We start from the raw sequence: 21440 nt of genomic DNA on the forward strand, positions 1-21440 counted from the left end.
CGGTGGAGTCCGCCCCACCAGGCCTGTGGCCGTGCTCCTGCGAACGGCCGGTTGGCCATGGGGCGGAGATCGGGGGCGATACCACCTTCCCCCGCCTTGCCCCTCAAGGTCAGCGTTCGGGACCGCGTTCACTCCCGCGTCGTGGGTGATCACGACGCGGCGTATGGGGAACAGCCCGGGCCTGGCGGCCGGGCCCGGCCAACCCTTGTTGCGCAAGGCGTACGGCTTGGCCGGCTTCGGTAATGACATCTTCAGATTTCAGAGCCTGGCGATGCATATCCTGCCGTCCCCTGGGTCTCTCTAGGGCCTCCAATGTCGGCCCCGCTGATACTGGAAGAACGCGCGACGCTTGTGCGGGCAATAGCCTGCCTGTCTCACCTTGTTTTGCGTGGCCTTCGTCGAGTTCGCGTGTTGCTTCTACGATGGCGTTTGCCATGTGAAGATTAGTATATCGCCCCGCCAGATACTGGTCGCGAAGTACGGTTCCCTGAGATAGACGTTCAGGGTAATTATCGATCATGTCCGCCATTGCTTCTGCCCATAGGGCGGACCGTGGCGTGTCGGGGGGTGGCGCTTCACCGAGCTCGCCGCGGCAGTGGGCTTCATCGTGGACAATGAAGCCCTGAGTCAGATCCTGCGGGAACCGGTCCTCATCGGTGAAGAAGAGAGTCGCCCCGGCTCCTTCCGGAGCGAGCAGCGGGACCCCCTCGCCGAGTGCTTCTGTGGCCACCAGGCCAAAGTGCTCGCGGATGGAGGGCATGAGGACCACGTCGGCGCGGTCGCGCTCCCGCTGGACCTCTTGGGTGCTGGAGGCGTACGGCTTGCACTCAACCACCCCCGGGCCGAGTCTCCTGTCCATTTGGGCCTGATAGCGGGGTATTTCCTCGCCTGGCACGCCAAGCAGCGTCAGGTGTGCGTTCCCGTAGCCTCCCTTTCTGAGGCGCTTTACCCCGTCGACTGCAACCTCCGTCCCCTTATTTGGATCATCGAGGCGACCATAAAGAAGGAATCGGATAGGTTGCCCCGCCTCCCGGCGGCGTTCTTCGAGGCGCTGGCGCCTCTGGGCATCCCCTCGGGACGAAGCCGCAATCGGGGGGGACGCTTCGAGTGCCGTATTCTGGGGAGCCATCCTTAGAAGGTCCGAAGTCAGTAGCGGCCCGACGCCTATCCCCATATCCGTTGAGGCCAGAGTTCTGCTGAATCCTCGCTGGAAGGCGGGAACGGCCCATGTGTCGTCTATGGGAGGGTGCTCTGTGTAGTAGGAGAGGTTATGGACAATTTGTGCAAGACGCGCCTCGGGAAAGAGGTCGCGTATGCGTGGGCCGACGTCTCTGAATTTCCCATTGACGAGGATTGTCGTTGGCGACCATCCTTCGTTTGCCCGCAGCGTCTCATCGAGGGTTTGCACGACGTGTGAAAGGGCGAACCCCTCCCATTTGGCGAGCCCGCTGAGGCCGTCTGGCGGCCGGGGGAGTTCGATGTTCGCAGCGCCTTCGAGGCCGACGGACGGCGGTGTGGTCAGGATCTTCACCTCGTGGCCGCCCTCTACGAGCCCTCGCACCAGTTCGGTGTTGAACCGCCCCACGCCGTCCATCAGCGTGGTGGGGCCGTAGATGAGGAATCGTTCCGGCTGCGCGGGCCTCGACGTTTCAGGTGTCACGGTGGGGGCTTCTCCGTTCTCAGAGGCGCTGGAATCGCTCGTCGAAGCGGCGCAGGAACGCGCACAGGGGGTAGCTGTCGAACAGCAGCGGTCCAATGTGCTGGCCGGGGGTGACCCGGGCGGCGTACTCGTCGAGGAGTTCGGCCGTCACCAGGGCGGTCGCGGGCGGCATCAGGATCAGGCGTGTCGTGCCGGCGGGCTCGGCCGGGGTCTCGAAATCCTCCAGGACCTCGTCGGGGTGGGGTGGGCGGGGAGAGGGGAGGCGGTCGATCACTCCGCGCAGGCTCTGGGCCTCCCACGCCATGGTCGCTGTGCTCACCCCCTCGCTGACGAGGTGGTGGGCCGGGTCGGCCCCTTCGGTCGGTTCCTGCCAGGCTGGGGAGTTCTCGCCGTCGAGGACGGCCAGCAGGCGCTGGGCTGCCTCTACCGCGGGGCCAGCGACAGAGAAGTCGCGCTCGGCCCGGAGTTGGGCGCGGGAGGGCAGGCTCTGGGCCGCGGCCCGGGCCCGTGGGCCCAGCTGCTCCAAGTCGGCCTCAAAGCCTGTGCCCTCGGCCGGTTCCGGGCTTGGGGGGACAGGCACGGCGGCGGTCCGGACGGGAGCGGGGTTCTGCCCGTTCAGCGGGGCGCGTAGCCGGGCTGCCAGTTCGTGTAGCAGGTCCGCGAGCTGTTGGGCCTGAGGGCCGATGGTCACGTCCGGCCTGCCCGGCGCCAGCCGGGCGTCCATCTCCTTGAAGAGTGCGCCGTGGACCTGGGAGACCCACGAGGTGGACAGGACGACCGCCCCGTCGGGCGCGATGCCGTCGTAGCCGTTCTGCCTGGGGGCGGTGGTGATCCCCGCATTCTTCGCAAGGCGGCGGTGCCAGTCGTCGGCGGCCTGGGCCAGGGTGATGGGGCCGCCTTCGGGTGTACGCCGCGAGATCAGGTGGTGGGCGGGGTCGAAGCCGTCGAGGCCGGCCACGGTCCTTTGGCTAATGCGGGCCAGTTCCTCTTCCAGCGCCGTCCATGCCGCTCGTCTTTCGTCAGGCCAGGAGTCTCCCCTCCACACGTACGTGCCGTACTGCAGCCACATCATTTGCGCGGCCGCAGTGTAGACGCGCCTGTAGTGATCCGTCCGTTCCTGGGAATCGCCCATCTGGACACCTCTCAGTCGTCGATGCGCTCGGGAGCGCCAGTAGGGAGTGTGCCACCAGGCGCTGACGATCCGCAGGGGCCCAGAGGAGCCCAGCGGCCCTGACCTAAGGTGAGCAGGCACTCCTTATCCTGTGCGCCTCCGCGGTGCGTCCGACCCCTGAGGCCCTGGCGTCGCTCCACTCAGAGGGGGGAGCGGCCGACGAATTGGGCGTGGCGGTTCAACCGTTCCAGAGCAGAGAGCGTGGTGAATCCGCCACCCCTGATGGGGGTCAGAGAGGTTCGGGATGGTGCTGCCCATAACGGACCCGCAGTCGCTGACAGCCGTCGGCCCGCTGGAGCCGGCCCTGACTCTTGAGTGGGAATGGCGCCGTACTCCTGAGGAGTCGCTGGGAGTACGCGCGTCGCACGTTCGCCGACGTCTGCTCCGCGGTGACGTCGGGGAGCGGGAACGCGAAAGGGGGCGCCCTGGGGCGCCCCCTTGTGTCCGCTCTCGATCCGCCCGGTAGCCCGGTGGCCCCTTGACACCAGGGGCGCGGGTGTGGGCCTCGGCTTACAGGCTCGCTCCGGGCTTGAGGGCGCGGGCGACGCGGACGACGCGCTCGGCCTGCACCTGGGCGGCCTTGCGGGAGGTGTCGTCGACCGGGTTGTTGCCCTGGGCGTCCACGTGGGAGGTGCCGTAGGGGTTGCCGTCGACGAACTTGGAGCCGTCGGTGTAGCCGGGCGGAACGATGATGCCGCCGAAGTGGTAGAAGGTGTTCGACAGCGCCAGCAGGGTGCTCTCCTGGCCGCCGTGCTGCGTGGCCGACGAGGCGAAGCCGCTGTAGACCTTGTCCGCGAGCTGCCCCTGCGCCCACTGCGGGCCCAGCGTGTCGATGAACTGCTTGAGCTGCGAGGCGATGTTGCCGTAGCGGGTCGGCGACCCGAAGATCACCGCGTCGGCCCAGACGACGTCATCGGCGGTCGCCTCGGCGATGTCCTTGGTCGCCTCGACGTTGGCCGCCCAGGCCTCGTTGCTGTCGATGGCGGCCTGCGGCGCCAGCTCGGCGGCCTTGCGCAGCCGGACCTCGGCGCCGGCCTTCTCCGCCGCCTCGGCGATCTCCTTGGCCAGCGCGCTGATGGTGCCGGTCGAGGAGTAGTAGATGACGCTCAGCTTCACGTCGCTCATGGTCATGCCCCCACGGATTCGGGTCGCTTGCCGTATGACTGCTTGCTAGAAAGAGTATGCAAGTACATTTATTCCCTGGCAAGAGGTAGACCGGGGGCTGTGATTGGCCGCACACCGTGGCCACGGGTGCCCTGGGGGCCAGGGGGACCCGGGAGGCCGGTGCGCCGGGGCCCCGCCCGGGGGCCCAGAGGTGCGCGAAGGGCGGAGAGGGGAGGGACAGGCGGTGACGCCCGGGGTACCCTTTGCGCCGTGTACACGGTGCTGAAGCGAGGATGGAGGGCGCGCCCCGGGTGGGTGCTCGCCCTGGCCATCGTTCTCGCACTGCACTACGTGTGCATCGTCTGCATGGCCGCGGCCGCGTCCGCCGAGGCCCACCAGGTGCGCACCGACGCCCTCGCGGGGAAGGCGATCGTCGCCGAGGCCGCCGCGGAGCCGGCGGCCGACGCAGCGGCGTCCGCCGGAGCCTCGGAGGCCGCGGAGGTCCCCCCGGAGGAGCTGATCAAGGCGGGCGTCCTCCCGGTCCTCGCGGACGGGGACGGCGGGGTCGGCGGCGCCTCCGCCCTGGCCCCCGACAGCGCGCACGACTACGAGTGCGACGCCCCCATCATCAACACGTCCGCCTTCTTCGGCGCGGACACCGACGACTCCGGGGTCAAGTCGCCGGCCGACCACCGGACGGCGTCGACGGCCCTGCTGGTGATGCTGCTGCTCAGCGTCGCCCTCGCGGTCGCCCTGCGCCTGCCCCCGCTGTGGCGTGGGCCGGTGCGCACCGCCGTGGCCCCGGCGGTCTGGCGCCCGAGCGGCATCCGGCTGCTCACCACCCTGTGCATCCAGCGGGTTTAGAGCCCCGCGCGCCGTCTCATCCCCCGGCGGCGCGCCTTCACCGGACCCCCCGACCTTTCCCGGCGTCCGCCCCCACCAGGGGCCGCGCCCCGAAACGATCCTGGTGAGGACATGTCTAGAAATCTCAGCATCACCTTCGGCCTCCTGCTCGTCCTGGCGCTCGCGTTCGGCGTCTTCGCCATCGTGCGCTCGGTGAACGGCTCAGGCCCGGCCGAGGCCGAGCGGGTCTCGGCAGAGACGCTCGTCAACGACGACAGCCACTACCTCGACGAGGTGGAGGGCGCCGACGTCACCGTCGTGGAGTTCCTCGACTTCGAGTGCCCGGCGTGCGGGCAGATGTACCCCGTGATGGAGGACGTGCGGGAGAAGTACGAGGGCGACGTCAACTTCGTGGTGCGGTACTTCCCGCTGCCCGGCCACGTGAACGCCGAGGCGTCCGCCGCCGCGGCCGAGGCCGCCGCCCGGCAGGACTCGTTCGAGGAGATGTACCAGAAGCTCTTCGAGACCCAGGAGGAGTGGAGCGGCGCCTCCGAGCCGACTCCGGAGGTGTTCGTGGACTACGCCGAGGAGATCGGCCTGGACCGCGACCAGTTCGTGGAGGACATGAACGACCCGGCGATCCTGGAGCGGATCAACGCCGACCTCCCGGACGGCCAGGAGGCGGGCGTGCAGGGCACCCCGACCATCTTCGTGAACGGCCGGCTGATGTCGTCCATGCCGTCGGAGAAGCAGCTCAGCAGCGTCATCGACGAGGAGCTGGAGGCCGCGCAGGAGAAGGCGGCCGAGGAAGGCGAGGGCGAGCAGTGAGCGCACAGAAGGCCGCCGCCGGGTCGGCGGCCCCGTCCCCCGCGCCCTCCCCTGAGCCCCCGGGCGCCGAGGTCCCGATCATGGGCAGGGCGCTGCCGTGGATCCTGGCGGTCGGCGGCGGGATCGGGCTGCTGGCGGCGTTCGCGCTGGCGGTCGAGAAGGTCAACTCGCTGGCGAACCCGGACTACGTGCCCACGTGCAGCGTGAACCCGGTGATCAGCTGCGGCACGGTGATGGACACCCCGACGGCGGAGGTGTTCGGGTTCCCGAACCCGCTGCTGGGCATCGCGTGCTTCGCCATCGTGACGGCGATCGGCATGGCGATGCTGTCCGGGGCGTCGTTCCGGCCGTGGTTCTGGTGGGGGTTGCAGGGCGGCGTGATCTTCGGGATCGGGTTCGTGCACTTCCTGATCTTCCAGAGCCTGTACAAGATCAGCGCGCTGTGCCCGTACTGCATGGTGGTGTGGGCGGTGATGATCCCGATCTTCAGCTATGTGACGCTGGACAACGTGCGGACGGGCCGGATCCCGCTCCCGGCGGGCGCGAGGTCGGCGGCCGGGGTGCTGATCCGGAACCACACGGTGGTGGTGACGGTGTGGTACCTGCTGATCATCGCCGCCATCGCCCAGGCCTTCTGGTCCTTCTGGACCGGGCAGATCTAGGGCCGACCGACTGACGACAGAGACGGCCCCGACCACGCGCACCGCGCGGTCGGGGCCGTGCTGCGTCCGGGGATCAGAGCCGTTCGGCGACGGCGCCGGCGAGGAAGGCCGACCACTCGGGGCCGGAGAAGGTGAGATGCCCGGCGTCGGGGTACTTGGAGTCCCGGACAGCGGCACCGACGGGGAGGTCGGCCACTTCGACGCAGTCCTGCCCTGCTCCGCCGCTGTACGACGATTTACGCCAGACCAGGTATTCCATGATCACTGTTCTCTCTCTAGAGACGCCAAGAGGTCACGCAGGAAGTCACGGCTCTGCGCAGGGGTGAGCGCGGCGTTCACTACCTCGTACCACATGGCGTTGTACCGCTGGATCTCGGCTTCATCCTCCACGAACAGGGTATCCGTGGGCGTCTCGGAGAAGCCGATCGATGGATCCAGCGGATCGGGGAAGTCCATGATCACGAAGCTTCCGAGCGTGGCCGCGTGGAGACCGGCGGCGAACGGGAGCACATAGAGCTGAATGTTGGACCGAGTGGCCATGTGATCAAGGTGCGTGACCTGCTCCCGCATGATGGCGGGATCGGAGGGCTGTCGTCGGAGTGCGGCTTCGTCGACGACCGCCGAGTAGTCCGGCGGATAGAACCGCGTGAGGATCTGCTGCCGCTCCATGCGGGCGTCCACGCGTCGCCTGATCTCGTCGTCTGCGAACGCGCCGGTTCCGCGGACAAGGGCATCGGCGTACTCCGGAATCTGGAGTAGCCCTGGGACGACCTGGCACGTGAAGGTCCGGATGGCTGCGGCCTCGGCCTCGAAGTCGGGCAGCGCACGGGTGCCGAAGACGTCGCGGTACCTGCTCCACCACCCCCGTTCTCCCGCGTCTCGGGCGAGGCCGTGCATGGCCTCGCGGGTACCGGTCTCGGTCACCTCATAGAGGTCGAGCAGGGCATCGAGGTCCGCCGTCTTCACCGTCTTCAGGTCGCTCGTCTCGATCCGGCCGAGCCGGCTGCGGGCGATGCCCGACTTCTTGGCGGCCTCTTCCAGCGTGTAGCCGCTCGCGTCGCGCAGGCGCCGCAGCTCCGAGGAGAGGCGGCGCCGTTGCACGGTCGGGCTATGGGTTCGGGGAGTCCGAGACATGGCAGCAGTGTAGATCTAGGTACTCATTTTTTGGGATTCCTATTGACGCTCAGGATTCCCAAGACATCATGGATGTAGCTGCGAAGCTCTGATGACAGTCAGTAGCGATTGGGCATCCTGATGAAGCGACCATACATACGGGGTACCGCCGTGCGGAGCGGAATCCCGCAACCTCCGACCGGGGTCCTCCCCTCGCCGGTCCGCCTCGGACGGCTCCGGCCTCCGCCCGAGGGGGAACGGTGCTGATCGACCGCCACCCCTGCCCGTCGTTGCGCGACGACTACTCCGGGCGCGGGTGGCTCTTCTTCCGAAGCGGACGGGGTGCCGAGATCCCCGTCATCAACGCCGTCTTCTGCGCCCCGCTCCCGACGCGCTGCGCGATCGCCATCAACGTCACCGAGTACTTCTGCGCTCCGCTCCACGAGGTACGCCCCGAGGTCGAGAGCCGCGCCTGGGCCATCGAGAAGCACGCCCGCACCTGCACCCGCTGCGCCAACGTCCTCGCCGCCGCCATCGAGCACGCCAGACTCGCCGCGCGCTGAACCACCACCGATGCGCACGGCTCCCCCGGCGGGCGCCGCACCGGGAGGGGGCGGCGCCCGCCCTCGACTTCCTCCGCTTCCGCACTCCCACACGAGGTGAGACCCATGGCGACCATCGCCGCCTCCGCCCCTGCCCCTGCCCCCGTCCGCGACGACGAGCAGAACGCCGAACTCGCCCGCCTGATCCGGCGCCTCGCCGCAGTGCGCCCCGAGATCGTCAACTCCGTCCCCGGGACGCCCAGCACGACCGCCGTCCCGGCGCCTCGCCGCCCGGCGCCCGAACCCCCACCGCTCTTCCCGCCCCACCTCACCGCCGAGGACTTCCCGCGTCCCAAGGAGGAGCGCGACCGCATCGCCCACCTGCGCGCCATCTGCCTCGGCCGCATGCGCCCGGGCGACCACTGGCCCGCCCACGCCGACGACCGCTTCCGCGTCAAGATGCGCCGCCCGCTTCTCCGCCACCGCATCGGCGACGCCCTCCACCGCGCGGCCCGCCCGGCACGCATGGTCCTCAGCGCCGCGAACGCCGCGGCCGGTGCGTCCCTCCTCTACTGGGCAGGCGCCACCGGGATCCTTCCCCTCTGACCCCGACGATCAGAAGCCAGTGGCGATCCACAGGCCGAGGGCGAGGGACGCCGTCCCGAAGAGGGCGCCGATCCACACCACGGGACGTTCCGTCAGGTCCGGCAGTACGAACCGGGAGGGATGGGCAGGGTGGTAGTGCACGGCGAGGGACTGCCCCTTCTGCACGGGGCGGTAGGTGTCGGAGGGGTACCGGCGGTGCACCACCCGCCCGTCCGGCGCCGCGAACCGGACGACAATGGTGGCGACGTTCTTGGGGTCGGCGATCCCGACCGTCCGCCACCACACCGTGGTGACCTTCCCCTGCGTGCGCCCGCGCCACCGAGCGGAGCGCGCCATCGGGTGAAGCCCCAGCCACAGGTAGTAGACCCCCAACGCCATGACCACCATCCCGCCGTACCGGGCGAGGGGCTCCCCGACTCCCGGCAGCGGGAGCACCGGCTCCAGCACATCCACGGCGAACAGCGCGACGGTGACGGCGAGGCCGACCGTCCGCCCGAGGAGGGGAGGACCCGCGGCGTGCCGGGCGACCGGGCGGGAGCCGCCCCCGGTGACCACCGCCTCCGGCAGGAACCGAGGCGGGTCGCCAGGGGCCAGGCGGCCTTCCAGCCGGTCGCCGCTCCGCAGGAGGTAGCCGTCCATCCCGGAGGTGTCCTCGACGGTGACGGCCGGTCCGTCGGCCGGGGTGACCTTGAGGGTGACGGCGTGCCCGTCGGCGTCGTTGACCTCCCGGCTCAGCGGGTGCACCCGGGTGACGACGGCCCGCGCCGGCGCGCTGTTCCGGAGGAAGCGGCGGTGCCGCCGGCGTTCCACCATCCGCGCGAGCACCAGGTACAGCGCGATGACCACCGCCGGGGCGGTGAGCACCAGCAGCAGGCCGTACCCGCCGGCGAACCAGGGCAGGGTCAACGCCGCCCCCAGCCCCGCCACCGCCGCCACGAGCACGGCAAGCACGACGACGTATAGCACCACGGAACTCTAACCGGTCGGGCTGTGGGCGGTTCCGGCCGGTCAGACGGCGCAGCACGACCACCGCAGTGCCGACCGGACCCGTTGGACCCCGCCGGAGGCGCCGCAGCCGACGACACCGCTCCCCGCCAAGGGACCGAAGGCCGGTCCAAGACCCCTTAGGGTCGGGATCCTCCCTCATTGATCACGATGCAGAGAAGCGTCGGGCGGGGGCCTCCCGTAAACGACGAAGGCCCCGCATACAGCGGGGCCCTCTTCAGCCGGCGTCCAGAGTTCCCGGCTTAGTTCATCGGCTTGCCGACTCCCGAACAGGTGCTCCGCCCACCTGGGGCCTGGTGCATGGGGGTGGGCTGACCCGGATCCCCGCTGGCGTAACTCCCGCAGTCCGGGCAGCTTCCTTCGACGACACCCATTCGGCGGATTCGTCCCCGCTTCACGGCGGCTCCCTCTTAGACGGCCTCCAGGACCTTGAACGCGTTCCCCGCGCTCGGCTGGTCGCCCGAGCGGAGGGTGTGCACGAACAACAGGCTGATCGCCGCCTTGGAGTGGAAGAAAACCTTGACCCCGAACCTCTGGGGGTCCGAGTATGCCTTCGTCGTCCGCTCGGAGAACCGCTCCACGCCGCTGACCTCTCGTGACCCTGCGTTGGTGACGAGCGCAGCAAGGTAGCCCTCCACGTCGGCTGACCGGATCTGGCCGCCTCCGCCGATCGGGTGTGCGGCCACTGCGGCGGGCGGCTCACCCTCCACGATGGGCTCCTCGTCCAACTTGTCCGAGCCGTCTCCAGCCGACCCGCGCACTACCTGGAGGTAGACCTGCCCCCCGGAGGTCAACGACAGGACGATCCCGAAGGGCCGATCGGTGTAACCCGACTGCTCGAACGTCGCCGCCTGCGTGATGGCGGGGTCCCCGTCCTGGTTGATCAGGCCGAGGAGCCAGTCCTGGAAGCGGTGGGCGCGCACGGGGTCCCCCTGGTGTCGTCTCGGGTCGGTAATGGTCAGGCTATCGCTGCTGTGCTGCCACGGTGCGCTGCTCTAGCAGCACGCTCAGGGGGACGTGAATGGCGGTGCTGAGGGGCGATTCTGGGCAGAACGACATCGCTCATGCCAGCGTGTTTCCGCCGTCACCAATGCCCGACAAGCCCTCCCTCAGCACGGGTACGGTCCCAACTCCGACCCAGCCGACCGTGCCGCCGCGCCGTGGCCGCGCGCTGGGAATGCGGCGCCGAGACGGCGGCCACGGCGGTGATGAAGTCCCGTCGATCCACGTCGGTCCTCCCCAAAACAGCCAGGTCGCGGGCAGGGTCCCCAGTAGGCTCGGGGAGCACGCCGCCGTCGCATGAGCCTAGGTCCATCTCGGTGACGGTCACCAGTCGGCCGAGCTTCCGAGAGAGCGCCTCGGCGAGGTAGGCGGCGGTGACGGGCTTGGGGCGGGTTCCACGCACCCAGTGGGCTACAGCGGCGGAGTTGGTGCGCACCTCGGTGCCGTTCTCTGCGGCGACACGCCGCACATGCAAGGCCAGGGCCGCGTACGAGAGACCCGATTCGGCGATGGCGGCCGCGAGGCGGGGGTTGCCCTCAGCGTCCATACCCCCTTGCGTGCCCATCGGTTAAGCGCGTTAAGCGCTTGAAAGGCGCCCGTCCGCTTGGCGGCGCGCCCCTGGCGGCGTTGACTCGGAGGAACTGAGAGCCGTCGTCGTGTGGAGGAGGACGCGATGACACCGCCGCTCGACCAGCATGGGGTGGGCGGCGGGCGGACTGCCCACCAGCGCAGGAGTGGACCATCGATGCCGTTCGCCACGCACCACAAGTCCGACCCCCGATACCTTGACCTGGCCGCCAACGCCCACGGGGCAGAGAAGGCGAAGATGATGTACCGCGCCGTCCAGCGCTGCCCTGAGGGGCCACTGAGGATGGTGGAGATCGGCCCTGGCGGAGGCGCTGCTGTCGCCCACCTTGCTGACCTCCTGGCCGAGGAGGAGCCCCGCGACGCGGTGGAGCTGACGCTGATCGAGGCTCCCGGCGTCGAGTCGGAGAGCCTGGCGCACGCGATGAAGACCTTCGGCCGGGTCGGGACCTGCCGACTCAAGCAAGGCCATGCACAGGACCTGTGCGACCTGATCCCCGAGCCCGCGCACGTCGTGTCCGCCTCGGCGCTGTTGCATGAGCTGTACTCCTACGGCGGCGGGTACGGCGGCATCCATACGATGATGCGAAACCTGCCCCGGGCGCTGGCGCCCGGCGGGTTCTTCGCCTACCGCGACGTGTACGCGGTCGATGCGCCGTCCCTGCACGAGCACGCCGTCCAAGTCTACGAACACCGGTCCTGGATCCAGTTCATCCGCATGTTCGTGCCCGGGTACCTGGCCGAGGGGACCCACCCCTACCACCACGCCAGCGACGACGTGGTGGTCCGGCAGGACTCGCGCATCGTCCCCGCCGAGCGCCTGGACCCCCGCAAGGCCGCGATCGTCTCCGCGCCGATCGGGGTGATCCGGGAGATCCAGCGGCACTACATCACCGCCCGCGACCACGTATGGCGTCGCGGAGCGCTCGGCTTTGTCCCCGCCCTGGAGGGGCTGTCGGCGGGCGACTGGATCGACGCGGCCTCCGGCCACAAGCGCGTTCACTACCGGCTCTTCGAGGACGGAAGCCTCACTCGACAGCACTACGCCATGCTGCTGGCGGTCAGCGAGCCCTACGGCGACCATTTCACCGTGGACGGCGACATCTTCGACGACTGCACGGACGCGGCGCTGACGGAGTTCCTGACGCTGGTCGAGCAAGGCGGCGAACAGGCCGAGGTGTGGCAGGAGTGGAGTGTCCGAGAAGGGCGCGAAACCTATGCCTACATGACCGTGGACGAGCTTGTGGCCGACATGGCGGTGAAGTCGGCGGATCAGGGCGCCGACGCGGTGATACTCCCTCGCGACGCCGACGACGTGGTACGTGAGCCGCGCCGCTACTACAACCGGTACTTGCGCAAGCGCCTGTCGGCGCCGCTGACCGACGCCAAGCAGCTCATTCTGTTCTCACGTGTGGATCTTGGCGACGCCGTCGGCCTTACCGAGGCGATGGGCGCTCTGCGGAGGGTGTGCAGCAAGAACAGCATTGCCCGGGTCCATTCAGTGATCAGTGACCGCATATGAAGAGGAACCCCCTATGGACATGGTGGAAGTGGAGCGCAAGCGCGTTCTGAGGGGCGGAGCCGATCGGGTCAGGTCCCGGCTTGCACAGGTGGGCTGGACGGCGTCGGCCACCTCGCGGGAGACCGACGACTACTACTCGCGCCCCGATGTGGACTTCATGGAGACGGTGGAGTGCCTGCGGGTGCGCAGGCGCGGCGGCTTCGCCGAGATCACCTACAAGCCCGCTTCCGACGCCTCCACCACCGTGGAAGGGGTGATCACCAAGCCGGAGACGAACGTGGCGCTGGGGCCGGGGCAGGAGGAGGCGGCCCTCCGGCTCATGGACGCGCTGGGGATGGTCCACCTCGCGCGCGTGGACAAGTCCCGCACCGTCTATCGGCGTCCTGGGGAGGAGGGGTTGTCGGTGGTGCTGGACGAGATCGCCGGTGTGGGGTGGTTCGCCGAGGTCGAAGTGGTCGCCGCCGACGCGGAGGGGGCGTCCGAACGCCTGGAGCGGATCGAGGAGGAGCTGGATCTGGTGGGCTATCCGGTCGCGTCCCTTCCGTATCGCGACATGGTCATGCAGGCGGCGCCTCTGGGATAGCGGCGTCGACGAGAGGCGGAGCTTAGGGCAAGCGGTGTCTTGATGACCGTGACCCGGCACCACCGCGCGCGTTGGGGTGGGGCGGGCCCGCCAAGCAGCGGTGACCACCCACTTACGGACGGTGGGGATGGAAGGGGAGGAACAGGGCCCCGATAGGGGCCGCTGTTGCGTATCGGGTTGAGAGGACTGTCGCGAGGCGTCCTTCCTGCGGTCGGGCGGTGCCGTCTCTGTGACCGGAGGGCAGAGGTGCAAAGCCGCAGGGACCAAAGGCCGGTCCAAGGCCCCTTAGCGGCTCTCCAACGGATTCTTATACTCCCGGCATGTTCGACACCCGCCATCTGCGGACCTTCCACGCCGTCGTGGAGCTCGGGTCCTTCTCCGCGGCGGCGCGTGAGCTGGGCTACACCCAGCCCGCCGTCAGCCAGCAGATGCGCGCCCTCGAACGCTCCGCCGGGACGCCCCTGTTCACCCGGGTCGGCCGCCGTCTGCGCCCCACCGATGCCGGGCGCATGCTCTTCCGCCACGCCTCCGGCATCCTCCGCGACCTCTCCGCCGCCGAAGAGCAGATCGCCGCCGTCCGCCGCCTGCGCTCGGGCCGCGTCCGCCTCTGCACCTTCCCCAGCGCGGGCGCCACCCTCGTCCCCTCCGCCGTCACCCGCCTCGCCGAGGAGCACCCCGGCATCCGCGTCGAACTCGTCGAGACCGAGCCCCCGGGCTCGCTGTGCGCCCTCCAGGCCGGGGAGTGCGACGTGACCATCGCCTTCGGCTACGGCGGCACCGTCGCCCTCCCCGACGGCGTCGCCGAGGAGGACACGCTCGCGGTCCCGCTCCTGGACGACCCGGTCGTCATCGTCCTGCCCCGCGACCACCCGCTGACCCGCAAGCGCGGCGTCCACCTGTCCGACCTCGCCGACGAGCGCTGGATCGCCGGGTGCCCCCGCTGCCGCGGCAACTTCGTCACCGCCTGCGCCGCCGCGGGCTTCGAACCCGACATCGCCTTCACCACCGACGACAACCTCGCCGTCCAGAGCCTCGTCGCCGCCGGGGCCGGGATCGCCTGCATGCCCGGCCTCGTCCTGTCCTGCCTGCGCCACCCCGGCGTCGTCGGCCGCCGGGTGGAGCCGCCCGCCCACCGCACCGTCGCCGCCTACACCCTGCGCGAGTACGCCCGCATCCCCGCGACGCGCCTCCTCCTGGAGGTCCTGGAGGACACCGCACGGCGGATCGGGGCGGGCACGGTCGGGGTCACGGGCGACGGCCCGATGGCCGGTTGACGACGGCGCCCGCGATCGCCTCCTATAAGCGGCGCCTTGGGACCGGCTGAACAAGTCGCCGTCGATTTTCGGTCCCCACAGGGCGAGGCTCGGGGCAGCGCGAACACGGCACGACGGCCTCCCGGCGACCCCGGAAGACCGCCGTCGTGGACGCCCGCGCATCCGATCGCCACCGCATTGGAGCAGCCGTGTCCACCGCTTCCAGAACCGCGACCACGCCCCGCCTCGACGCGCTCGTCGGCGCCGTCCGCGCCGCAGTGAACCGGCGGGAATCCCCCGGCCGCACCGCCGAGCTGGTCGCCGACGCACTGCCCCCGTTCCTCACCGATCCCGACCTGCTCCCCGCCTCCGCCCTAAAGGCCGACCCGGACGCCTACACCCAGCACGTCCTGCACGTCGAGCCCGGCGGCGCCTTCTCCGTCGTCGCCCTGGTCTGGCTCCCCGGCCAGTGCACCCCCGTGCACGACCACGTCGCCTGGTGCGTCACCGGCGTCCACATCGGCGCCGAGGACGAGACCCGCTACGCCCTCGCCGGGCCCGAGGGCGACCGCCACCTGGTCCCCGTCGGCGCCACCGTGAACGGCGCGGGGAGCACCTGCGGCTTCGCCCCGCCCGGCGACATCCACCGGGTGGCCAACGCGGGCGACGGCCCGGCCGTGTCGATCCACGTGTACGGCGCCGACATCGGCCGCCTCGGCTCCAGTGTCCGGCGGGTCTACGACCTGGCGATCCGCGACGCCTGAGTGCCCCACGGCCCTCCCCGTTGATCTCGGGAGAATCGACGCTAAAACCGTGCTGGTAGGGGCGCTTTTCCCGAGATCAACGGGGAGGGGGCGCGGCCTCACACGAGCGCGTCGAGTGCCTGCGGTAGAGCCGTCACCCCGTCGTCGGCCAGGAAGTGGCCTGCGCCCGGAACGATGAGCGCCGTCGTTCCCAAGAGGTCGGCCAAACGGTCGGTGTGCCCGGCGGGAACGTACGGATCGTCGTCGGACCGCAGCACAGTGAGCGAGCCGACCTTTTCCCCCACCCCTGCCGGATCCACCCCGTCACCGATGAAGCCGTCTAGGCCGGGCAGCGCCGGCAGGGTGTCCACGAACCCCGCCACGAGCACGAGCCTCCCCAGGCGCCACGGCCCGGTGAGCGAGGCGAGGTACCGCAGCACGGCCAGGCACCCGAGGCTGTGCGCCACGACCACCGACCCCTCGTCGGGCACTCCGACCGCCTCCGCCACGGCGGCGGCCCAGGCGTCCGGGGCCGGGGACGCGGACTCCGGCAGGGCGGGGACCTCGGTCTGGATGCCGACTCGTTCCATCTGCTCGGCGAGCCACCCGAACCAGTGGTCCTGGGGCGTCGCGCCGTACCCGTGGAAGATGGATGCACGTCGTTCGGTTGCCTTAGGTGCCATGCCCCCGGACGGTAGGGGTTCACGTCAGCGTGAAGGTCAAGTCGAAGGAGCGCCGGTGCTGATCAGCGAACTCGCCGCGCGGACCGGAGTCTCAGCGCGCGCGTTGCGCCACTACGAGGAGCGCGGGGTCCTCGTCCCCGGGCGCGACCCCAACGGCTACCGGGTCTACGCCGAATCCGACGTCGTCCGGGTCCTCCAGATCAAGACCATGATCGACGCCGGGCTCCCCACGAGCACCGTCCGCCGCTACATCGACTGCGCGAGGAGCGGCGACCACGGCGTGACCCTGGAGATGTGCCCGGCGCTGCGCGCCGAGGTCGACGGCATCGCCGCCCGCCTCGATGAGCAGCGGGCCGCCCTGGAGGACAAGCGCGACCGCCTCGGCGCCCTCGCGGCCGGGGGCTGACGCCCCCCCGCGCCCCCCGCTCCCGCCGGGCGCCATTCCGGAAGTCGAGCACGGAAAGGCCGCCCACCGCCGTACAGCGGTGAGCGGCCTTCCTTTCAGTCACGGCCCGCACCACAGGCCGAGACGCATGTTCCCCTATCGGGGAAGGACTCAGCAGTCCAGGGTGATGGAAATCGTGATCCCGCAGGGGACGGTGGTCGGAGCGTCGACGCTCTCGTCCATGGCGACGGTCACGTCGGCCGCCTCGGCACCGGCGGCGGCGAGCAGGTCCAGGTCACCGAAAAGCTGGTCCATGTCGGACTCCTTAAGTAGTGGGGCCGGGCACCGGGGTGAATTTCCCCTGTGCCGGGTTATCTCTTTTTGTCCGGACATGAACAGCATCACGGGTCGCGGGGACGAATCCAAGCGAATGCGGGAGATTGGCACGTTGGTGCCACGTGACGTGTCCCGGGCCGCCCTCGGCGGCCGTTCTCCCAGGTCTCCGGCCTGCGAACGGTGACCTCAGGGTATTCGGAGGGCGTCGGAGAGTGACGGGTGCGGCACCGCCGTCACCCCCGGGGATGACGGCGCGGCGCGGGCGGGATGACCGCCACGCGGTGGGGCGGCCGCACAGCCGCACAGCCGCACTGCCGCGCGGCCCGAACGGCGCCGAGGGGCCCTCCGTCAGATCCAGTCCTGCTCGCGCGCCAGCTCCGCGGCCTCGTACCGGGAGCGCACGTTGAGCTTGTCGAGGATCGCCGACAGGTAGTTGCGCACCGTCCCGTTGGCCAGGTGCAGGTTCCGCGCGATGTCCGCCGTCGTGGACGTCTGGCTGACCTGCGCGAGTATCGCCAGCTCCCGCTCGTTCAGCGGGCACGACGGCTCGGCCAGCGCGTCGGCCGCCAGGTAGGGGTCGACGTACCGGTGGCCGTCCACCACCCGCCGCAGCACGTTCGACAGCAGCTTCGCCGAACTGTTCTTGGCGATGAACCCGTCCGCTCCCGCCTTGAGCGAGCGGCGCAGCGCCCCCGGGCTGGCGTGCCGGGTGAGGATCACGCACCGGGTGTCCGGGAGGTGCTTCTTCACCTTCTCCAGCAGGGCGAGCCCGCCCTCCGGCATCTCCACGTCGAGCATCACGATGTCCGGCGTGTGCTCCAGTGCGGCGGCCAGCGCCGCCGACCCGTCCTCCGTCTGGGCGACCACGGTGATGTCGGGCTCCAGGTCGAGGAGGGCGGCGATCGCCTCACGGGTCATGGCCTCGTCCTCGGCCAGCAGTACGCGAATCAGAGCCGTTTCCCCCTCACTTCTCGCCCGACCGTGCCGCGCGGGGATCGCCCGCACGACAATTCCCGGGAACGGAGAACCCGCCGATACGCCATGGTACTCCAGCCCCTGTTCACGGATCGGTCGTCGGGAGGGCGGGCGGCTTCCGCACTGCGGATCGGACAGAATGGAATGTCCCGGGGCGCGCGCCGGAGACGAATACCGCTCGCATCCGGGACGGCCGCGCGAATGCCGGAATTCCCCCCCGGCTCCCACCGGCGCCGCCGCTCTACCATCGCCCTGTAAACGCCCACTCGTGGAACGGGTCCCATGCGTGTTCACCAGCCCGCCGCCGGTCCCCCCACCCCGGACCGCGTCGTCCTGCGCTACATCAAGCGGCACCAGTACCTCAATTCGGCGTTCGCGCTGATCCTCCCCGGAATCGCCCTGGTCACCGCGGACGCCGAGCCCGTCCCCATCGCCGTGCTCGTGGTCCTGCTGCTGGGGTTCTCCATCCTGCGGTCCATGGTGATCGGCCTGGGCGGCCCACCGCCCGTCGGCCTCCACCGCACCGTCCTGCTGTGGACCCTGGTCGCCATCGCCATCGCCGCCATGACGCTCGCCACGGCCAAGACCCAGGCGCCCTGGTTCTGGCTGCTGCTGCCCGGCATCGCCGCCGCCGACGTGGTCACCATGCGCCCCCGCCACTGGCTCGCCGCGCACATCGTCCCCATCGCCCTGGCCACCGGCGTGTGCGTGTACGCGGTGGTGGCGCCCGGATCGAGCACCGAGGAGGCCCTCCGCTACTCGGTGACCAGCGTCCTGGCGGTCGGCTTCCTCGCCTACTGGGAGTCCACCGGCCCGGTGCTGTGGCAGCGCACCGTCGACGCCAACGAGTCGACGCTGCGGCTGGCCGTCGCCGAGGAGCGCCTGCGCATCTCCGAGGACCTGCACGACATCCTCGGCCGGGCACTGGAGGTCGTGGCGTTCAAGAGCGAGCTCGCCTCCCGGCTGGTGCGGGACGCCCCCGAGCGCGCCGAGCGGGAGCTGGGCGAGGTCCAGGAGGTGGCCCGCGGCGCCGTCCGGGACGTCCGCAACCTTGTGCGCGCCAACCAGACCACCGAGATCGCGCACGAGGTGGACACCGCCCGCCGCCTGCTGGAGTCGGCGTCGATCCGCTGCGAGGCCGAGGGCCCCTTCGCCGACATGCCCGAGGAGCTGTCCCACACGCTCGGCAGGGTCGTCCGGGAGGCGGTCACCAACATCCTCCGGCACGCCCGCGCCACCGTGTGCGAGATCCGCCTGAAGCGGGACGGCGACGACGTGGTGCTGGTCGTCCGCAACGACGGGGCGGCCGAGGGGCCGGCGCGCCCCTACCCTCTGGACGAGCCGCCGACCGGCCTGGAGAGTCTGCGGCGGCACATCCGTGAGCACCGGGGCGAGCTCAGCGCCGAGGCGCGCGGATCCCACTTCACCCTCACGGCCCGCCTGCCCGCGCCCGCCGCCCCGCCCTCACTGTGAGCGGCGGTCCGACGGGCGACCGGCGCCGGTCCCAGCGGCGGTACCGGTGCCGGCCCCCCAGCCGTCACGGCTTCGGCGGCGGCTCCGGCAGGCCCAGCGCGCGGGAAAGGAAGGCGAACTCGTCGCCCGCCTGCGCCTTGCGGGCCGCCGCCGCGCCTGTGGTGTGGCCCAGACTCGGGCGGAGCGCGTAAAGGGCGCCCGGGTCCTCCGGTCCGTCCTGCTCCCCCGGGCGTCCGGCGGGGCCCTTCCGAGCGGAGTGCGCGGCCGCCTGGAGGGCGGCGCAGAACTTCCTGGCGTGCGCCGGGTCCACGCGCAGGTCCAGCTCGAAAGCGGTCAGCAGCATCGGCGGGTAGGCCGTCCCGTCCCGGACGTTGTGCAGCGGCGAGTACCGCAGCAGCGCCGCCAGGTCCTCCGGGTCGTCCGGGTCCCCGTACTCCGGGATCCACGCCCGCCCCGCCGCCCAGCGCGGGAAGCGCGCCATGTCCAGCGGCGCGGCCGTGCACACCGCCGCCGCATAGCCCGACGGCCGGTCCACCGCTGCCGCCGCCGCCAGCATCCCGCCGTGCGAGGAGCCGAGCAGCGCTATCCGCCCGCGCTCGGCGACGCCCTCCGCGACCAGGTGGTCGGCCGTGGCGTGCAGGTCGCCCACCGATCGGTGCTTGTCGCGGCCCCGCGCGGCCTCCCGCCACGCGCTCCCCTCCTCGCCGCCGCCGCGCACCGCCGCCATCGCCCAGCGGCCCCCGGCGGCCGCCCACGCAAGCGCGGCGGCGGAGAACGAGGGGGTGAGCGTCAGCCCGAACCCGCCGTAGACGGTGAGCAGGGTCGGCGCCGGCCCCGCGTCCTCCGGGGGGCCGATGACGAACACGCCGATCCGGGCCCCGTCCGGGGCGGTGGCGCGGAGCCGTTCGCACCGGACCGTCCCCGGCCGGGCGGCCCCCGGTGCGGTGAGGGCGGTGCGTACGGCTCCGCCCTTCCAGGAGCCCCCGTCCCCGGATCCCCCGTCCGGCCGGAGGAGCAGGAGCGAGGGCGGCGTGGTGAAGTCGGTCCACTCGATCAGCGCTTCCCGACCGTCTGGGCCGGGGGCGACGGCGGCCACCGTCCCGATCCCGGGCAGGGGGACCTCCCGTCCGGGGCCGTCCTCCCCGTCCCCGCCGTGCAGCCGGATCCGGGAGGAGCCGTCCTCGCGCCAGACCGTGAGCAGGGGCGCCTCCGGCGTCCCGCCGAGCGCCACCGCGTCCACCAGGTGCGCGTCCGGGCGTTCGGCGACCGCCTCCTCCCACCGGTGCTCCTCGCCGAGCCGGGCGCTGAGCAGCCGCCCGCGCGGGGCCCTGTGCTCGGTGAGCACGTCGAGCACCCCCGCCCGCCGGAACCGGGCGCTGCACGCGGGTGCGGCGTGCACCGCCGCCATTCCGGGCGCCCGGCGCGCGCCGTCCGGCAGTCCGCCGACCCACACCGCGGTGCCCTTGGCGCCGCGCGTCTGCACCAGCAGCCACCGCCCGGACGGGTCGACCTGCGTCCGCTGCGCCGTCCAGTCCGCCGCCCCCGCCGCGACGTCCGCGTCCTGCTCCTGAGGCGCGCCCAGCCGGTGCAGGGCCGCCCAGCGGCGCAGCCGGCCGCCGTCGCGCGCCTCCCTGATGTAGGCGAAGCCGGATCCGTCCGGCAGCCACGACGGCGCTGCGGGGTGGCAGCCGGTCAGCGGGGGGCCGAGCGGGTCGCCCCCGCCCGGCGGCAGCACGAGGACGCGGCCGTCTCCCCCGGCGGCCGACACGAGGGTCACCGCGACGGGACCGCCGCCGGGCGCGGCCGACCAGCCCGTCAGGACGGTGTCCCCGGACGGGTCCCACACGGCGGGGTCGAAGACGGTGCGGGCCGACGCGTCCTCCTGCGGCCCCGCGGCCTCGGCGCTGGCGAGCACCGGCAGGTCGCGGTCGGGCGCGTGGCGGAGGTAGAGGACCCGGCCGCCGTGCCAGCCCGCGGCCGTGTACCCGCCGACCTCCAGGTACGGCGCGAGGGCGCGGCGCACCGAGTCCCGCAGGCCGTCGCGGCCCAGCGACCGGTCCAGCAGGGCGGCCTGCCCGGCCTCCCACGCGCCGACGGCCGGGTCGGCGCCGTCCTCCAGCCAGCGGTGGGGGTCGGGCGGCGGGACGACGGGGGAGGCGGCCTGCGGCGCTCCGGTCATGCGGCCCTGCCTTCCTGAGTGCGCCCCGGCCGTTCGCGGCGATGGGGCCGCGCGGGCGGGGCGGGGACGGATGCGGCTGCCAACGGTGGCCCAGGAGGCCCATCGCCCTGGCCCGGCGGCGGGACGACGTGCTGTTCGCGCCCCTGCGCGGCCGCGGACCCGATGGACCCGATGAGGACCGGCCCGC

The 21440-nt window shown here is 71.3% G+C and carries 23 protein-coding genes; 11 read left to right on the forward strand and 12 right to left on the reverse strand.

What is annotated here, in order from left to right:
* Nucleotides 1-109: 109 nt before the first annotated feature.
* The 3 genes from O4J56_RS17840 to wrbA form a co-directional block, all read right to left on the reverse strand.
* Nucleotides 110-1660, reverse strand: a complete 1551-nt coding sequence (locus tag O4J56_RS17840) for a glycosyltransferase (protein WP_270687101.1) — start codon at nt 1658-1660, stop codon at nt 110-112.
* A gap of 19 nt (nt 1661-1679) precedes the next feature.
* Nucleotides 1680-2618 carry a hypothetical protein gene (locus tag O4J56_RS17845; RefSeq protein ID WP_270687102.1) on the reverse strand — a complete coding sequence of 313 codons (939 nt, stop codon included), beginning with the start codon at nt 2616-2618 and terminating at the stop codon, nt 1680-1682.
* A gap of 723 nt (nt 2619-3341) precedes the next feature.
* Nucleotides 3342-3956 carry an NAD(P)H:quinone oxidoreductase gene (wrbA, locus tag O4J56_RS17850; RefSeq protein WP_270687103.1) on the reverse strand — a complete coding sequence of 205 codons (615 nt, stop codon included), beginning with the start codon at nt 3954-3956 and terminating at the stop codon, nt 3342-3344.
* Nucleotides 3957-4205: 249 nt separating this feature from the next.
* On the opposite strand from wrbA, the gene O4J56_RS17855 reads away from it, so the two are divergent.
* From O4J56_RS17855 to O4J56_RS17865, 3 genes are all read left to right on the forward strand, one after another.
* The gene (locus O4J56_RS17855; protein ID WP_270687104.1) at nt 4206-4799 is read left to right on the forward strand and encodes a hypothetical protein; all 594 of its coding nucleotides are present in this window, start codon (nt 4206-4208) and stop codon (nt 4797-4799) included.
* A gap of 111 nt (nt 4800-4910) precedes the next feature.
* The gene (locus tag O4J56_RS17860) at nt 4911-5606 is read left to right on the forward strand and encodes a DsbA family protein (protein ID WP_270687105.1); all 696 of its coding nucleotides are present in this window, start codon (nt 4911-4913) and stop codon (nt 5604-5606) included.
* Nucleotides 5603-6268: a vitamin K epoxide reductase family protein gene (locus O4J56_RS17865; RefSeq protein ID WP_270687107.1), complete on the forward strand. Its 666-nt coding sequence runs from the start codon at nt 5603-5605 to the stop codon at nt 6266-6268. The genes O4J56_RS17860 and O4J56_RS17865 overlap by 4 nt, the downstream gene beginning before the upstream one ends.
* A 73-nt stretch (nt 6269-6341) precedes the next feature.
* On the opposite strand, the gene O4J56_RS17870 is transcribed toward O4J56_RS17865, so the two are convergent.
* Together O4J56_RS17870 and O4J56_RS17875 are read right to left on the reverse strand one after the other, a co-directional pair.
* The gene (locus O4J56_RS17870; RefSeq protein WP_270687138.1) at nt 6342-6527 is read right to left on the reverse strand and encodes a DUF397 domain-containing protein; all 186 of its coding nucleotides are present in this window, start codon (nt 6525-6527) and stop codon (nt 6342-6344) included.
* A gap of 2 nt (nt 6528-6529) precedes the next feature.
* Nucleotides 6530-7369: a helix-turn-helix domain-containing protein gene (locus O4J56_RS17875; protein ID WP_270687108.1), complete on the reverse strand. Its 840-nt coding sequence runs from the start codon at nt 7367-7369 to the stop codon at nt 6530-6532.
* A 272-nt stretch (nt 7370-7641) separates the two neighbouring features.
* On the opposite strand from O4J56_RS17875, the gene O4J56_RS17880 reads away from it, so the two are divergent.
* Both O4J56_RS17880 and O4J56_RS17885 read left to right on the forward strand, forming a co-directional pair.
* On the forward strand, nt 7642-7944 hold the full coding sequence (locus tag O4J56_RS17880; RefSeq protein WP_270687109.1) for a hypothetical protein: 303 nt from the start codon (nt 7642-7644) through the stop codon (nt 7942-7944).
* A gap of 105 nt (nt 7945-8049) precedes the next feature.
* Nucleotides 8050-8529, forward strand: coding sequence for a hypothetical protein (locus O4J56_RS17885; RefSeq protein WP_270687110.1), 480 nt, complete (start codon nt 8050-8052; stop codon nt 8527-8529).
* A gap of 9 nt (nt 8530-8538) precedes the next feature.
* Here the strand turns inward: O4J56_RS17885 and O4J56_RS17890 are convergent, their stop codons facing one another.
* The 3 genes from O4J56_RS17890 to O4J56_RS17900 all read right to left on the reverse strand — a co-directional run bounded on the left by O4J56_RS17890 (nt 8539) and on the right by O4J56_RS17900 (nt 11083).
* Nucleotides 8539-9495 carry a DUF3592 domain-containing protein gene (locus O4J56_RS17890; RefSeq protein ID WP_270687111.1) on the reverse strand — a complete coding sequence of 319 codons (957 nt, stop codon included), beginning with the start codon at nt 9493-9495 and terminating at the stop codon, nt 8539-8541.
* 449 nt (nt 9496-9944) lie between these two features.
* A complete protein-coding gene (locus O4J56_RS17895) occupies nt 9945-10457 on the reverse strand; it encodes a hypothetical protein (RefSeq protein WP_270687112.1) in 513 nt (170 codons plus the stop codon).
* Nucleotides 10458-10618: 161 nt separating this feature from the next.
* On the reverse strand, nt 10619-11083 hold the full coding sequence (locus O4J56_RS17900) for a hypothetical protein (protein WP_270687113.1): 465 nt from the start codon (nt 11081-11083) through the stop codon (nt 10619-10621).
* Nucleotides 11084-11281: 198 nt separating this feature from the next.
* Between O4J56_RS17900 and O4J56_RS17905 the strand changes: the two genes are divergently transcribed.
* The 4 genes from O4J56_RS17905 to O4J56_RS17920 all read left to right on the forward strand — a co-directional run bounded on the left by O4J56_RS17905 (nt 11282) and on the right by O4J56_RS17920 (nt 15243).
* On the forward strand, nt 11282-12643 hold the full coding sequence (locus O4J56_RS17905; RefSeq protein ID WP_270687114.1) for a hypothetical protein: 1362 nt from the start codon (nt 11282-11284) through the stop codon (nt 12641-12643).
* A gap of 13 nt (nt 12644-12656) precedes the next feature.
* A complete protein-coding gene (cyaB, locus tag O4J56_RS17910; protein ID WP_270687115.1) occupies nt 12657-13226 on the forward strand; it encodes a class IV adenylate cyclase in 570 nt (189 codons plus the stop codon).
* 320 nt (nt 13227-13546) lie between these two features.
* Nucleotides 13547-14500, forward strand: a complete 954-nt coding sequence (locus tag O4J56_RS17915; protein ID WP_270687116.1) for a LysR family transcriptional regulator — start codon at nt 13547-13549, stop codon at nt 14498-14500.
* A gap of 188 nt (nt 14501-14688) precedes the next feature.
* Nucleotides 14689-15243 (forward strand): cysteine dioxygenase family protein, encoded by a 555-nt coding sequence (locus tag O4J56_RS17920; RefSeq protein WP_270687117.1) that lies wholly within the window; start codon nt 14689-14691, stop codon nt 15241-15243.
* 98 nt (nt 15244-15341) lie between these two features.
* On the opposite strand, the gene O4J56_RS17925 is transcribed toward O4J56_RS17920, so the two are convergent.
* A complete protein-coding gene (locus O4J56_RS17925) occupies nt 15342-15905 on the reverse strand; it encodes an RBBP9/YdeN family alpha/beta hydrolase (RefSeq protein ID WP_270687118.1) in 564 nt (187 codons plus the stop codon).
* A 55-nt stretch (nt 15906-15960) separates the two neighbouring features.
* On the opposite strand from O4J56_RS17925, the gene O4J56_RS17930 reads away from it, so the two are divergent.
* Nucleotides 15961-16311, forward strand: a complete 351-nt coding sequence (locus tag O4J56_RS17930; RefSeq protein ID WP_270687119.1) for a MerR family transcriptional regulator — start codon at nt 15961-15963, stop codon at nt 16309-16311.
* A 150-nt stretch (nt 16312-16461) separates the two neighbouring features.
* Here O4J56_RS17930 and O4J56_RS17935 read toward each other — a convergent pair whose 3' ends face one another.
* Nucleotides 16462-16605, reverse strand: coding sequence for a hypothetical protein (locus O4J56_RS17935; protein ID WP_270687120.1), 144 nt, complete (start codon nt 16603-16605; stop codon nt 16462-16464).
* Between the two features lie 369 nt (nt 16606-16974).
* The gene (locus O4J56_RS17940) at nt 16975-17631 is read right to left on the reverse strand and encodes a response regulator transcription factor (protein ID WP_270687121.1); all 657 of its coding nucleotides are present in this window, start codon (nt 17629-17631) and stop codon (nt 16975-16977) included.
* A gap of 252 nt (nt 17632-17883) precedes the next feature.
* On the opposite strand from O4J56_RS17940, the gene O4J56_RS17945 reads away from it, so the two are divergent.
* A complete protein-coding gene (locus tag O4J56_RS17945) occupies nt 17884-19074 on the forward strand; it encodes a sensor histidine kinase (RefSeq protein WP_270687122.1) in 1191 nt (396 codons plus the stop codon).
* Between the two features lie 64 nt (nt 19075-19138).
* Here the strand turns inward: O4J56_RS17945 and O4J56_RS17950 are convergent, their stop codons facing one another.
* A complete protein-coding gene (locus O4J56_RS17950) occupies nt 19139-21253 on the reverse strand; it encodes a prolyl oligopeptidase family serine peptidase (protein ID WP_270687123.1) in 2115 nt (704 codons plus the stop codon).
* Nucleotides 21254-21440: the final 187 nt, after the last annotated feature.

The organism is Nocardiopsis endophytica (assembly GCF_027706725.1).
Lineage (GTDB): Bacteria > Actinomycetota > Actinomycetes > Streptosporangiales > Streptosporangiaceae > Nocardiopsis_A > Nocardiopsis_A endophytica.